We start from the raw sequence: 13,512 nt of genomic DNA, 5'->3' as shown, positions 1-13,512 counted from the left end.
GTGTCCGATCATGGCGTTACGATGGGCCGGTGAGCAATGTAGTTAGGCTAGACGCGCTCGATCGGGATATTTTGTTTCACCTGCGTCAGGACGGCAGGCTGACCAACGTCGAACTCGCCAAGCGGGTCGGGCTCACCCCTCCCCCGTGCCTGCGCCGGGTCAAGCGCCTCGAAGAGGCCGGAGTGATCGCCGGCTACCGCGCGGTGATCGATCCCGAAGCCGTCGGCCGGGGGCTGGAAACGCTCATCGACCTCGAGGTCTATGCGACCGACCGGGCGACCATCGAGGCGCTCGAGGACACGATCGCCTCCTACGAGGAAGTCATCGAGTTCCGGAGGCTCTTCGGCCGCCCCGACTACTTCATCCGCGTCGCGGTCGCCGACCACGCCGCCTACGAGGAGTTCCAGACCCGGAAGCTCTCGGGCCTGCCCGGCGTCCTGCGGGTCACGTCCCATCTGACGATGAAGAAAATCAAGGGCGAGGCTTGACTCCGGTCGCCTCGACCGCCGAGCGGGCCGGCGAAAGGTCCGCCGATTCCTGCCCCGAACTGGTGCCGTGAGCGAGGCGTTCCGTCAGGCCAGTTCGAGCAGCAGCGCCGCGAATTGTTCCGGTGCCGACCAGAACGGCGAGTGTCCTCCGTCGATCTCGCAGACCTCGGCATCGAGCAGTTCCTTGGCGCGGGCGGCGTTCCAGTCGCAGTTCACCGCGCGGTCGTCGCGGCACGACACATACGTGGTCGACACGCGGCGCTGCGGCAGGTCGGGGCAGATTTGCTGGCCCACGGTGTTCGCGCTGGGACGCAGTCGGCTGACCGCATCGGCGGCGTCCGCCGGGGCACAGTCGTGGTACAGCACCTCGGTCGCGTCGGCGGGGGCCAGGACCACGCAGCCGGATTCGTTCACGACGGCGTTCGCGACCGCCTTCTGCAGCGGCTCGGCCAGCGGCGCCGCTCCGTCGTCCGACAGTGCCGTGCCGGGTTCGCGCAGCAGGGCGGCGAGCAGGATGAGGGAGCGGACCGCCGGGTTGCCGGTCGCCAGCGGGGCCACCATGCCGCTCATCGAGTGCGCGACGAGTACGACGTCGGACCGGCCGCGGAGCGCGTCTTCGATCACCGCGAGGTACTCATCCTGGCCGGCTTCGGCGTTGTCGCACGGCAGCGACGGGCAAATCACCTCGTGCCCGCGCGCGATCAGGTGCTCGCTCACCCGCTCCCAGCACCACGGGCCGTGCCAGGCTCCGTGGATCAGGACGAACGTGGTCGGCTTCTCGGCGCTCATGATTATCACGCTATCCACGCCCGCGAGGGCGCTGGAGGCCGCTTGGCTCCGGCGGGTTCGTTCTCTGCCCGAATGAACACCTGCGGGTTACTGCGCTCGAGAAGCCTTCCGGACTGTGTCTTCCAACAGCGCGAGGGCACGTTCGACGTCCTTGCGGTCGGTTTCGCTCAAAGTGGACAGAAGCGCTTCTTCCCGGTCCAGGTGTCCTTCGAGGACGCGGTCGATGAGCTTGCGGCCGGCGGCGGTCAGTTCCGCGTAGCTGACCCTGCGGTCAGCCGGGTGGTCGCGGCGGCGGATCAGGCCGTCGCGTTCGAGTGCGTCCAGCCGTCCGGTCAGCGCGCCCGAGGTGACGAGTGCGGAGGCGGCCAGTTCGGACGGCGTCTTCCGGTAGGGACGGCCGCCTCGGCGCAGGTTGCACAGGATGTCGAACGAGCCCGGGGTCAGGCCGTACGAGGCAAGGTAGCCGCGGAGGCTGCCGGCGGCGAGGTCGGCGATCCGCCGGACTCGGCCGAAGATCGCGATCGGCGAGGCGTCCAGGTCCGGACGTTGCCGCGCCCAGTCCGCGACTACCTGATCGACCGGGTCCATCGTCATCGACTCCTTGTTCGCCAGAGTGGGAGAAGGAGCCTATCCGGTGTTCGCGCGACGCCGCGTCCGTCCTAACGGGACTCTTCCGGCACCGCGGGCAGAGCGGCCGCGGCGGGTGCTTTTCCGGCCGGGCCGCGGCCGCGGAGGAGCACGACCGCGCCGAGCAGCGTGAGCAGCTGCGTCGCGGCAAGCAGTGCGTACCCGGCGGCGAATCCGTGGTCGCCGCCCGCGGCGATCGCCACGCCCATCAACGTGGGAAGCAGCGCCGAGACGAGATTGCCGACGCCGTTGATCAGGCCGTAGGCGCTCCCGACGGTGCCCGCCGGCGCGTATTGCTGCACCAGCGTCGGAATCGCCGGCCCCTGCAGGCCCCAGAACGCGTTGGCGAGGATCAGCGTCGCCGCGGCGAGCCAGCGCGAATCGGCGAGAGTCACGGTCGTCGCGCACAGGGCGGTGCCGACGCTGCCGATCACCAGCACGAGCGGCACCCGGCGGGCGGGCATCCGGTCGATGAGGTACCCGCCGAGGAAACCGGATCCGAGGCTGACCACGAACGGCAGCGCCGACAGCGCGCTCATCTGCGCCAGCGAGAAATGCCGCGCCTGCAGCAAATACGACGGAAGCCAGGAGGTGCTGCCCCACAGATAGCCGAGCGTGGCCACCTCGATCAGCAGGATCCAGCCGAGTTTGGGCGTGCGCAGCGCTCCGGCGAACCGCCGCAGCGCGGGCTGCCGCACGGACGTCCGATGCCGCGCGGCTCGGACGAACACGGCGACCAGCGGCAGCCCGACCACCAGGTTGAGCGCCGCGAGCAGGAGGAACGAGCCGTGCCAGCCGAAGTGCACGAGGGCGAAGGTGATCACCGGGATGCCCAGCGCCGTGCCCAGCGAAACGCCCATCGAGCTGACCGCGTTGGGCTTGCCCCACGCGCCTTCGGCGAAATTGTCCTTGACGTACATGGTCTTCAGCGAGAACAGCGGTCCTTCGCTGGCGCCGAGCAGGAACCGCAGCGTCAGCAGTACCACCGCGCCCCCGGCGTACGGGGACGCGAGCGTGAACAGCGCCCAGCACACCAGGCTGACGAGCAACCCACGCCGCACTCCGAACACCGCTTCGTACCACGGGGTGATCAGCATGGCCGCGATTCCGTAGCCGGCAAGGAAAAGCGTCATCAGCGCGCCTTGCGCCGCCCGGTTGCCCGCGATCCCGAAGTGCTGCGTGAAGGCGGGATCGGTGATCAGGACGGACACATTGACCCGGTCGATGTACGAGACCGCCACGACCACCAGGAGCGCCAGCACGCCCAGCCACGCGGACAGCGGCGTGCCGGGTCGGCGGTTTTCCCTCAGCACGGTCACGACGGTTCCTTTCCGGGCCGGACCATCGCGAGGCGGCCCGGACCGCGCGGACCCGCCGCGGCGCCGGACCGGCCGCCTCGGCCGGCGGGGTCGCCGGGCAAGTATCTTTGCCCTAAGATGCTTGTGTCAAGCTATCCAGGCATGATCCTTTCGGAGGGCGAGTTCTCTTGGCAGGTCAGGGCGATGGGGCGAACGACGGCGCGACGGGACGGCGGGCGCGGCGGGACGGCGCGGCGGCGGGACGGCGCGACGGGACGGCGGGCGCGGCGGCGCGACGGCGCGGCGGCGCGGCGGCGCGGCGGCGCGGCGGCGCGGCGGGCAATGATGCGGGGCGACGGGACGGGGCAGCGACGAGGCCGGGCGACGGCGCAGGGCGATGAAGCGGGGCGGGCGACGAGGCGAGGCGACGGCGCGGGGCAACGGCCCGGGGCGATGAGGCAGGCGGTGATACCGGACCGAACTCCCCCGGCGTGGCTCGCGGCGGGCTCGATTCCGCAGGTACGACGACGAGACCGCGGATGCCTGTGGTTGGCGGAGGGCACCGATCGTCCACGCCGCGCCACGGATAAGGTGTCCCGACAAAAGAAGGGCTGAGCCCGCAGGCCCAGCCCTTCTTTTCGGCCAATCAGACCGGTGTCAGCCCCACACCGGTTCGCTCGCGGGGGCGAGCAGGTCGCTGACGTCGCCGGAGACGTCCTCACCCGGCGCACCCCGCCGGAACAGCCGTCCGGGCGCGCCGCCGCTCGTGGACACGCCCGCGAGTTCCGCCCAGTCTCCGCGCACCCGCAGCCACGTGCCCTCGCGCAGGCCGAGCACCGGAATGTCGTTGCACTCGTGGAATTCCGCGAGCCTCTTCTCCCGGGTCTCCCCCATGTGCCTGCTGGCCGGGTCGGGGTCGACGTAGTGCGGGTTGAGCTGGAACGGCACCAAACCCAGCGAAGTGAGACTCGGCGGCTCCACGATGGGCATGTCGTTGGTGGTACGCACAGTCGGGCCCGCGATGTTGGTTCCCGCGCTGGCTCCGAGGTAGGGCATTCCCTCGGAAACCCTGTCCCGCAACGGTTCCAGCAGCTCGCGACGGTACAGCTCGGCCAGCAGGCGAAAGGTGTTGCCGCCGCCGGTGAACACCGCCGGAGCCGAGCGCACCGCGGCGACCGGGTCGGCGGCGGTGTGCAGCCCGCGTACCCGCACGCCGAGCGGTGCCACCGCGGTCGCGATGCGCTCGGTGTAGCCGTCGTGGTCGGCCAGCGCGAACGGCACGAACACCAGCTCGGTGCGCCCGTCGAGCACCTCGGCGACCGCGTCCCGCGCGTGTTCGAGCGGGTCGCGGCCGTGGTTGGTCGAGTTGGACAGCAACAGCAAGTCAGTCACGCGATTCTCCTCGGTTCTCCCGCCATTGTTCAGCAAGTCCGCAGCAGCCGGTCCAGGACCCGGACGGAGAACCGCAACGACTCCAGCGGCACCCGCTCGTCGACGCCGTGGAACAGCCGGTTGTAAGGCAGTTCCGGCGGGACGCGCAGCGCTTTGAACCCGAAGCCGCGGATGCCGAGCGCAGACAGCGCCTTGTTGTCGGTGCCGCCGGCGTTGCAGTACGGGGCGGGGTGGCCGTCGGGGTCCTCCGCGGTGATGGCCGCGCACATCGCGTCCACCAGCGGACCGTCGAAACCGCTCTCCATCGCGATGTCCCGGTGGATGAACTCGCGGCGCACCGACGGCAGCAGCAGCTCGTCGATGGTGTCCAGCAGTTCCTGCTCGTACCCGGGCAGGAACCGGCCGTCGACCGCGGCGGTGGCCCGGCCGGGGATGACGTTGACCTGGTACCCGCCGGAGATCATGGTGGGGTTCGCCGAATTGCGCAGGATGACGTTCACCAGCTCCCCCACCCGGCCCATCCGCGCCAGGCTTCCGTCCACATCGGACGGATCGAAGGGGACGCCGAGCAATTCGCCCGCCCGTTCCAGCAGCGCCCGCACCGGTTCGATCAACCGGATCGGGAAGCGGTGCCGTCCGATCCGGGCGAGCGATTCGGCAAGATCGGTGACCGCGTTCTCGTCGTTCGGCGAGGAGCCGTGGCCGGCGCGGCCGGTGGCGACCAGGCGCAGCCACGCCTGCCCGCGCTGCGCGCATTCGATCGGATACAGCCGGCTGCCGTTGCCGAGGTCGAACGACACGCCGCCGCCCTCGGTGATCGCCTCGCCCACGCCCTCGAACAGGTCCGGGCGGTTCTCGACCAGCCAGTGCGAGCCGAACTTCCCGCCGCCCTCCTCGTCGGCGAGGAAGCCGAACACGATGTCTCGCGGCGGTTTCTCGCCGGTGCGGCCGAATTGCCGCGCCAGCGCGAGGATCGCCGCGTCGAAGTCCTTCATGTCGATCGCGCCGCGACCCCACAGCAGGCCGTCGGCGATCTCCCCGGAGAACGGCGGGACGCTCCACTCGTCGGCGTCCGCGGGCACCACGTCCAGGTGCCCGTGCAGGAGCAGCGCGGGCCGCGAAGAGTCCACTCCGGACAGTCGGGCGAACACGCTGGCCCGGCCGGGCGCGCTTTCCACCAGAGTCGGTTCCAGCCCGGCCTCGGCGAGCTTCTCCGCGACATACTCCGCCGCGGGCCGTTCGGACGCGCCCGGGTTGGAGGTGTCGATCCGGATCAGGTCGCGGCAGAGGTCGACCACCTCGTCCTGTGCGCTGGTCACGCGGGCACCTCCTCGAGTTCCGCCGAGCCCACCGGCCGGATCAGCCCGGCCCAGCCCAGCACCGTGTACAAGATCGCGGCGGTGAGCAGCGAGTTCAGCGCGGGGATGCCCCAGTGCACGAACTTGCCGACGCAGAACGCCGCCGCCCACACCGCGAGCGTCGCGGGCACCCAGACCGGCATCGTGGCGGGCACCCGCCCGGCCGCCCGGGTTTCCCGCAGCGGCGTGGAAAGCCGCCGCACCAGGAAGTACTCGGCCACGATGATCCCGCCCACCGGCGGGATCGCGACGCCCAGCAGCGACAGGAACGCGGTGAAGTGCTGCAGGAAACCGACCGCGGACAGCACCGTCCCGGCGATCCCGATCACCAGCGTGACGACGCCGCGGTGCAGCGGGCGGCCGAACACAGTCCGCACGAAGTTCACCACGCCCAGCGAAGAGCCGTACAGGTTCCAGTCGTTGATCTTCGCGGTCGCCAGCACCACCACGATCAGGCCGACGAAGCCCGAGGTGGACAGTACGATGTGGGTGACGTCGGAACTGCCGACCAGGTGCCCGAGCAGCACGCCGGTCATGCCGACGATGTACTCGGACAGGACGATCGACGCCGAACTCTGCAGCAGGACGTGCCAGCCCTTGCGGTTGAACCGGGTCATGTCCGGGGCGACCACGGCTCCGGTCATGTAGCCGCCGGCGATGATCGTCGCCGCGGCCGGGATGGAGATCGCGGTCGCGGTCGGCGCGGCCGACATCAGCGCGCCCACCGAGTGCTCCGACAGCGTGGAGATCACGCTCCACGCCACGAGCCCGAAGAACAGCGGCACCGCGATCTTCGCCAGCCACATCATGTACTTGAAGCCGTAGATCACCAGCAGCGTCAGCACCACGCCCGACACCGCGCACCACAGCCACACCGGCCCGCCGACCAGCGCGTTCATGCTCTTGCCGAAGATGCCGTTCTGCACGCCGAACCAGCCCACCAGGCTGATCGCGATCACCAGGCTCACCAGCGCGGACCCGTTGCGGCCGAAGCCGGTGAACCGGGTCAGCATGGTCATCGTGAGGCCCTCGCGCTGCCCGGCGAGGCCGATCAGGAAGATCACCACCTCCAGGATCACCGCGCCGAGGGTGAACGCCCAGAACGCGTCGGAGAACCGCATCCCGACGCCGAGCGTCGCGCCGAGCACGAACTGGGACAGCGACCCGGACTGGGCGAGCCACTGCAGCAGCATCGACCCGAACCCGTAACGGGCGTTCTCGGGGACGCGGCGCAGGGAGTAGTCGTCGTTGCCGATCCGCTTTTTGGCGTGCTTCGCGGGTTTCGTCGCGGTGCTCATCCGGCCACCTCCGTGCCCAGGGTTTGCAGGTGCGCCATCGAGCCGTAGCGGGTCTGCAGGTTGGCGAATTCCGTCTCGTCGTGGAAATGCAGGGTGCCCGCGCCGAACTGCTTCGCGACCTCGACCGCGTAGCGCGCGGCGGCGGCGATGTCCGTCTCGTGGCTCGCCCCGGTGGCGCAGCCGGCCACCGTCGCGGCCGACGTGATCGCCAGTCCGACCACCGGTGCGTCCGTCGCGGTCGCGGGCTGGAGGATCGAGTTCAGGTGGTAGACGCCGTTGCCGTAGGGCGTGATGTCCTGCGTGGTGATCGGGTAGGTCACCAGCGGCGCGCCGGTCACCGTCTCCAGCAGTTCGCCCAAGCCCTCGGACACGCGCAGGATATAGCCGCTGCGCACGGTCGGGGACAGCGCGAGCCCGCGGTGGTTGATCACCCGGTTGCCCTTGGTGGTGTCGATCGACAGCACGGCGGCCATCTCGGCGGAGAGCTCGTAGCTGTTCATCGTGGCGATGTCGACCGGCGAGTTCATGAACGGCACCGGGTCGTGCGGCAGCGTCGGCGCGTCCGGGCAGATGTGCGTGCCGATCAGCACGTCGCCGGCCAGCACGTCCCCGCGAGCCCGCATGGACAGCAGCTTGGCGGCGGCGGCCAGCGCGGCGGCGGCGCCGTCCCCGTCGGACACGAAGCCGGTCACCTCCGGCCGGGCGCCGACTCCGCCGAGGCGGCCGACCACGCCGAGGGTGGGCGCGTCGCCGCCCGCGGTGCGGCCCCGGCTGCCGGGCACCCGCACCCGGACGAAGTCGGTCCGTCCGGCGTCGCCGGTCACCGTGGTGATTTCCGCGCCGCTGCCCGGGGCGCCGGCGACGGCGTCGAGGTAGGCGACGACCTCTTTCCCGGTCACCGCCGGGTCGTCGAGGATTTCGAGCAGTTCCAGGACGTGTTTGAGCATGTGGTTCCTCTGAGAAGTCAGGCCGCCGGGGGTGGTCCGACCAGACTCAGTCCGGGTGTACCGGCTTTACAAACATTTCCCGTTATTCGCACAATGGCCGGATGCCGGACCACGACGACCGCGCCACCCCGCCCGGCCTGCCGCAGACCGCGGACCGCGCGCTGCAGGTGCTGCTCGCGTTCGACCGCGCCCGCCCGGAGTGGGGAGTCACCGCGGTGGCGCGCGAGTTCGGGCTGCACACGTCGATCGCGCAGCGGCTTCTGGCGGTGCTGGCGCATCGCGGTTTCCTCGTCCGCGACGACAGCACCCGCCGGTACCGGATCGGGCCCGCCGCCCTGCACCTCGGCCGGTTGTGGGACCGGGCCGGGGCGCTGGACCTGCTGGTGGTCCCCGTCCTCTCCGACCTCGCCGCCCAGACCGGGCACGCCGCCCTGCTGTCCCTGCCCGACGGCGCGCACACCCGGTGCGTGCTGGCCGCGGAAGGCACCGACGGGCGGCTGCGCGGCTATTCGCTGGTCGGCGAGCTGTATCCGGCGCACGCGGGCGCGACCAGCAAGGCGTACTTCGCGTTCCTGCCCGAAGAGGAGCGCGACCGGCTGTTCGCCGACCGGCCGATGGCGCGCTTCACTCCGGACACAGTCACCGACCTCGCCGTCCTGCGCGAGCAGCTGGCCGAGGTCGCCGACCGGGGCTGGGCGTTCACCACCGGCGAGTACGACACCGGCGTGGCGACGCTCGCGGTGCCGGTGTTCCTGCGCGGCGAACCGTACGGCAGCCTGTCGGTCGGCTGGTCCTCCGCCCGCTTCGACCACGATCCCGAGCAGTGGGTGGACCTGTTGCGGCGCGGGGCGGACCTGATCGAGCTGCGGCTCTCCCGGCCGGTCCCCCGCCGGTGAATGCCGTTGGCCGAGGCTCAGTCGCTGGCGTGGGCGGTGTTGTCGAGCCAGTGCTGGGCGAGGGCCGTGTCGCCGTCGACGGTTTCGCAGTCGGCGAGCGGGAGCCGCCGGGTCAAGAGGAAGAGCAGCGATTGCGCCGGGCCGGTCACGGTCACGTCGGCCTCGCGGGTTCCGGGCTGCCACGTCGCGCCGTCCGGCCGTCGTTCGACGGACCAGGCGTCCGAGGTGTCGGTGGCGAGCCACTGCAGGGTCTGCCCGGTGCCCCGGATGGCGTGTGCGGACTCGGACCGCTGCATCTCCCAGGTCGGCGAGGTGAGCATCGTCAGGTGGTTGGTGATGAGCGCGGCCGCGACGCCGGGATCGACGGTGAGCGGGTGGTTCGCCGCGTTGGCCGCGTCGAAGCCGTGGATGACCGCCTCGTTGAGCATGCTGGTCATCCAGAACTGCGTCCCGGACCGTGCGTCGCCCGAGGCGTTGAACACCGGCGCGTCGAACGCGTCGTCCGAGCATGCGCCGGCGACCCGTTGCGCGGACTCCGACAACCAGGCCGGCCATTCGCGCGGATCGGCAGGCGGCGTGGCCATTTCGGTGGGCAGCTGGGCGGGGTCGGTGACCCGCCGCTCGATGATCTCCGCGACCCAGTGCTGGGTCTGGCCCACGTGCGCGACCAGGTCGGCGACGGTCCACTTCGGAGCAGTCGGGACGGCGGCGTCCGGCCCGGCCGCGAGGGCCGATTCCGCCAGGAGCCGGGTGTGGTCGACGATCGCTCGACGGGCGAGGTCCGCGTTCAGTTCAGTCATCGGAGCATCCTTGGGGTCTCGGCAGTCGCCCCTTCGCGGGGCCTTCGACTACGCGTCGAACGACCGTAGCGGGGATCGACACCCCTCCGGCACAAATCTTTCGATCGCCTTCCCCAGTGGTCGTCCGGGCCGTTTCGCGGGGCTCATAGGGGTGGTCCGAGGTGGTTTTCGCCCGGAGACGGAGGAATCATGGCTCAGATGACAGAAGAACCGCCGCCCGCGGGCGGCTCCCTCGCGACGCGGCGGCGCACGTGGATCGGCGACCACGACCCGGCGGACCAGAACTGGCAGGAGACCGGCGACGAGATCCGGCTGGCCGCCCAGCGGGCCGGACGGTCCTGGCAGCAGCCCGAAACCGACTGAACCGATCCCTGGAAACCGACGACGGCGAAACGGCCGCCGGAAAGGCATGATCGGGCAAGCGGAATTGCCTGAACGTCCTCCGGCTTTCGCCGTCGCCGGCTTGTGCGGGCTACTGCCCGCCATCGAAGCGTCGAGGACGGCTGTCGAGTCGTCGCAGCTCAGCGTGGTGCGGGTCGGCCAGATGGCCGATGCCCGGACGGGGTTGCCCGCCGACCGGCCGGAATGGACGGACTCTTCGGACGATTCTGCGCATTCCCCGGTCTCAATACCTTCGGATCGCTCCCGCTTCCCGCAGAAGCGGACCGTTGCCGAAGGAGTTCGCATCGATGAAGATGCTCGTGGGGGTCGCCGCAGTCGCTGTCGTGGGAGGTCTGGTCGCCGCGATCGCGGTGGCGTGCGGTTCCGGCGGCACGGACTGGCAGGCCGCGTGCAAGACGGTTCCGGCCGCGGCGGCGGGCAAGCATCCGGGCGCCGTCGCCGAAGCCAGGAAAGCGTTGCTGAGCAACGGGAACGATCCTCGGCTCGAGATCGAGGTCGTCGATCTCGACGCGTGCGCCGTGGAGGTGAGCTGGAAAGGCGACCAGCCGCAGCCGACCGCGTCCGTGGTGAAGCTGCTGATCGCGCTCGAGCTGATCGACCGTTCCGGAGTTCCTTCCGACAGCGACGCCGCGGCCGTCCGTTCGATGCTCTCGGCCAGCGACGACCGCGCCGCCAGCCGGCTGTGGCAGCAGCTCGGCGGACCGGAGATCGTCCGGCGGCAGGCCGGAAAGCTGGGGCTCGCGCACACCTCGCCGCCCGCCGATCCCGGCCAATGGGGTTCCACTCAGATGTCGGCTGACGACGTCGTCGCGGTGTACCGGCACATCACCTCGGGACGGCCCGACGACGAACGGGAATTCCTCACCGAGGCGCTGGAGAGCGCACCGCGCAACGCCGCCGACGGGTTCGACCAGCACTTCGGGATCCCGCGAGCGTTCCCGGGCGCGAAATGGGCGGTCAAACAAGGATGGGGCACGTCCGACGGGCGACGGGTGCTCAACACGACCGGCCTGGTCCGGACCGAGTCGCGGACGTTCGCGGTCGCGGTCATGAGCACCTGGGACGACAGCGTGGACGTCGCTGCCGCGACCAAGGCGCTCACCGCGGCGACCGGTGCGTTGAAGGGTTCGCTTGCCGGCGGCGGCAAACTCGCCTGAGTTGGTCCTTTGTGGACTTGGCGCTCTCCGGGAAAGCGCTGTTTGCGCGGGCGCCGGCCGGGGTACTCCGATGCCCCGACCCCAGGAGAACCTCGGTGAGCGACCAGACCGGCGACGTGCTGACCTTCGGCATCGAAGAGGAGTTCTTCGTCGTCGACCGGGACGGCAGGCTGGCCAAAGCGGACGACGTGGTCGACGACGCCGCGGAAACGGGCGGTGGCAAAGGCGAACTGCAGCACGAGCTGATCCGGCCGCAGGCCGAGATCGCCACGGACGTCTGCCGGACCCGGGACGAAGCGCTGCAGCGGCTGCGCGAATTGCGCGAGGACCTGGCCGCGGCCGCACGCCGGCAGCGGTGCCGGTTACTGCCCGCGGGCTCGCCGCCGGTGCCGGAGTCGGGTTTGCCCGGGGTCACGCCGAGTCCGCGCTACGAGCGGATCGCCGAGCATTTCGGGGCCACCGCGCGGACTTCGCGGACCTGCGGCTGTCACGTGCACGTCGCCGTCCCGGGCAAGGAGACCGGCGTCCAGGTGCTCGGGCGGGTCCGGCCGTGGCTGCCGGCGCTGCTAACTGTGACTGCGAATTCGGCCATCTCCGACGGCTTCGACACCGGATATCGCAGCTGGCGCTACCAGCAATGGAGCCGCTGGCCCTCGGCCGGTCCGCCGCCGCGATTCGCGTCGCTCGACGAGTACGAGAGCGTCGTCGACGCGTGGCTGCGCTCGGGCGCGATCCTCGACCGCGGGATGGTCTACTGGGACGTCCGGCTTTCGGAGAAGCAGCCGACCATCGAGTTCCGCATGGCCGACGTCGCCGCGACCCCGCGGGAGGCGGTCCTGCTCGGCGTCCTGGCTCGAGGTTTGGCCGCCACCGCGTTGGCGGACGACGCGCCCCCGCCGGATTTGCCGAACGAGGTGCTGCGCGCCCAGCTCTGGCGGGCCTCGCGCGACGGGGTCCTCGGCAGGTGCCCGCATCCGCACAGCGGCGATTTGGCGCCGGCGAGGACGGTGCTCGCGGATCTGGTCGAGCTGACCGCGACGGCGTTGGAATCGGCTGGAGACCTGGAGTTCGCCCGGGAGGCCGTGCCGCGGCTGTGCGCCGAGGGCAGCGGCGCGGATCGGCAGCGGCGGTGCTTCGCGAAGCGGGAACGCGGTGAAGACGTCGTCGACCTGCTCGCGGGCCCCGGCTGATCCCCCGTCAACGCCGGTGCGCCCAAGCCGCGGCCAGGCAATAGCCGCCGAACGCCGCCAGGCCCAGCGCCACCACCGTCAGCAACACCGTGCCGAACGGCTGGGCGGCAAGGGTCTTGAGGCTGGCGTCCAGTCCGCCGGCCTGTTTCGCGTCGGCGCGGAAACCCGCGTAGCCCAGCAGGAACGCGGTCACCGCGAAAACGACGGCCTTCGCCAGATACCCGGTGGTGCCCAGCCAGCCGACCCAGCGACGCGTCTTGCCGGGCAGCCCGGCGGGGTCGAGGTCTTCGAGGAAACTCTGCTTCCCGCCTTTGACCCCGGCGGCGACGGCGACGCCGAGCACCGCCACCGCGGCGGCCACCACCAGCGCCGGGCCGGCGGGCAGCTGGAGCAGCTTCGCGGTGAACTCCTGCTGGGTCTGATCGCTCGACCCGCCGCCGCCCTCGCCCGCGGCGAGCCGGAAGGCGGTGCCGCCGAGGGCGAGCACGACGATCCCCCGTCCGGCCGCGCCCCACCGCTTGCGGGTCCGCTTCCCGCCGCTGGTCCAGGTGTAGCCGGTCGCGGCCATCAGGAACTGCCACAGCCCGAACGCGGCCAGCCCGGACGCGAGCACCCACAGGAGAACCTGGCCGAACATCGTCGAGCCGACTTCCCGCAGGGCGCCCTTCTGGTCGGTCTGTTCGCCGCTTCCGAACGCGACTCGCACGGCGAGGTAAGCGAGGATGAGGTGCACGAGCGCGTAACAGGCCATCCCCGCCCGGCCGAGCAGCTGGGCGGCGTCGGTCTTTTCGCCCCGGGCGACCGCGCGAGTGATCCGGTTCATGCGGTGGGGGTACCCGTTCCGGGGCGGTGCCGTTGGGGCAGATGGCG

14 protein-coding genes are annotated in these 13,512 nt (G+C 70.9%); 5 read left to right on the top strand and 9 right to left on the bottom strand.

Translation table 11 applies throughout. The features are described 5' to 3' along the window. Nucleotides 1–29: 29 nt before the first annotated feature. Nucleotides 30–488, top strand: coding sequence for an Lrp/AsnC family transcriptional regulator (locus ABD156_RS40980; protein ID WP_344286433.1), 459 nt, complete (start codon nt 30–32; stop codon nt 486–488). Nucleotides 489–572: 84 nt separating this feature from the next. Here the strand turns inward: ABD156_RS40980 and ABD156_RS40975 are convergent, their stop codons facing one another. From ABD156_RS40975 to ABD156_RS40945, 7 genes are all read right to left on the bottom strand, one after another. Further along, nucleotides 573–1,277 carry an alpha/beta fold hydrolase gene (locus ABD156_RS40975; RefSeq protein ID WP_344286432.1) on the bottom strand — a complete coding sequence of 235 codons (705 nt, stop codon included), beginning with the start codon at nt 1,275–1,277 and terminating at the stop codon, nt 573–575. An 87-nt stretch (nt 1,278–1,364) separates the two neighbouring features. Beyond that, nucleotides 1,365–1,871, bottom strand: coding sequence for a MarR family winged helix-turn-helix transcriptional regulator (locus ABD156_RS40970; protein WP_344286431.1), 507 nt, complete (start codon nt 1,869–1,871; stop codon nt 1,365–1,367). Between the two features lie 65 nt (nt 1,872–1,936). Beyond that, complete coding sequence (locus ABD156_RS40965; protein WP_344286430.1) at nt 1,937–3,223, bottom strand: MFS transporter; 1,287 nt, start codon at nt 3,221–3,223, stop codon at nt 1,937–1,939. Between the two features lie 636 nt (nt 3,224–3,859). Continuing rightward, complete coding sequence (gene pepE, locus ABD156_RS40960) at nt 3,860–4,594, bottom strand: dipeptidase PepE (protein ID WP_344286429.1); 735 nt, start codon at nt 4,592–4,594, stop codon at nt 3,860–3,862. Between the two features lie 29 nt (nt 4,595–4,623). Continuing rightward, nucleotides 4,624–5,913 (bottom strand): M20/M25/M40 family metallo-hydrolase, encoded by a 1,290-nt coding sequence (locus ABD156_RS40955; RefSeq protein ID WP_344286428.1) that lies wholly within the window; start codon nt 5,911–5,913, stop codon nt 4,624–4,626. Then, the gene (locus tag ABD156_RS40950; RefSeq protein ID WP_344286427.1) at nt 5,910–7,250 is read right to left on the bottom strand and encodes a cytosine permease; all 1,341 of its coding nucleotides are present in this window, start codon (nt 7,248–7,250) and stop codon (nt 5,910–5,912) included. Before ABD156_RS40950 ends, ABD156_RS40955 begins: the two co-directional genes overlap by 4 nt. After that, nucleotides 7,247–8,197 (bottom strand): DUF1177 domain-containing protein, encoded by a 951-nt coding sequence (locus tag ABD156_RS40945; RefSeq protein WP_344286426.1) that lies wholly within the window; start codon nt 8,195–8,197, stop codon nt 7,247–7,249. Before ABD156_RS40945 ends, ABD156_RS40950 begins: the two co-directional genes overlap by 4 nt. Nucleotides 8,198–8,298: 101 nt before the next feature. Between ABD156_RS40945 and ABD156_RS40940 the strand changes: the two genes are divergently transcribed. Further along, a complete protein-coding gene (locus tag ABD156_RS40940; RefSeq protein ID WP_344286425.1) occupies nt 8,299–9,093 on the top strand; it encodes an IclR family transcriptional regulator in 795 nt (264 codons plus the stop codon). Between the two features lie 17 nt (nt 9,094–9,110). On the opposite strand, the gene ABD156_RS40935 is transcribed toward ABD156_RS40940, so the two are convergent. Continuing rightward, on the bottom strand, nt 9,111–9,893 hold the full coding sequence (locus tag ABD156_RS40935) for a maleylpyruvate isomerase family mycothiol-dependent enzyme (RefSeq protein ID WP_344286424.1): 783 nt from the start codon (nt 9,891–9,893) through the stop codon (nt 9,111–9,113). A gap of 198 nt (nt 9,894–10,091) precedes the next feature. Here ABD156_RS40935 and ABD156_RS40930 point away from each other — a divergent pair, with 198 nt between their 5' ends. The 3 genes from ABD156_RS40930 (at nt 10,092) to ABD156_RS40920 (ending at nt 12,642) form a co-directional block, all read left to right on the top strand. Continuing rightward, nucleotides 10,092–10,256, top strand: coding sequence for a hypothetical protein (locus tag ABD156_RS40930; RefSeq protein ID WP_344286423.1), 165 nt, complete (start codon nt 10,092–10,094; stop codon nt 10,254–10,256). A gap of 326 nt (nt 10,257–10,582) precedes the next feature. Then, entirely contained in the window at nt 10,583–11,452 is an 870-nt protein-coding gene (locus ABD156_RS40925) for a serine hydrolase (RefSeq protein WP_344286422.1), read from the top strand. Between the two features lie 95 nt (nt 11,453–11,547). Then, the gene (locus ABD156_RS40920; RefSeq protein WP_344286421.1) at nt 11,548–12,642 is read left to right on the top strand and encodes a carboxylate-amine ligase; all 1,095 of its coding nucleotides are present in this window, start codon (nt 11,548–11,550) and stop codon (nt 12,640–12,642) included. Between the two features lie 7 nt (nt 12,643–12,649). Here the strand turns inward: ABD156_RS40920 and ABD156_RS40915 are convergent, their stop codons facing one another. Further along, nucleotides 12,650–13,465 carry a DUF1206 domain-containing protein gene (locus tag ABD156_RS40915; RefSeq protein ID WP_344286420.1) on the bottom strand — a complete coding sequence of 272 codons (816 nt, stop codon included), beginning with the start codon at nt 13,463–13,465 and terminating at the stop codon, nt 12,650–12,652. Nucleotides 13,466–13,512 lie beyond the last annotated feature (47 nt).

Source organism: Amycolatopsis albidoflavus, from assembly GCF_039525725.1.
GTDB classification, from domain to species: Bacteria; Actinomycetota; Actinomycetes; order Mycobacteriales; family Pseudonocardiaceae; genus Amycolatopsis; species Amycolatopsis albidoflava.
Note: the sequence above shows the minus strand (reverse complement) of the source record. Positions and strands in the feature narration are given on the sequence as shown.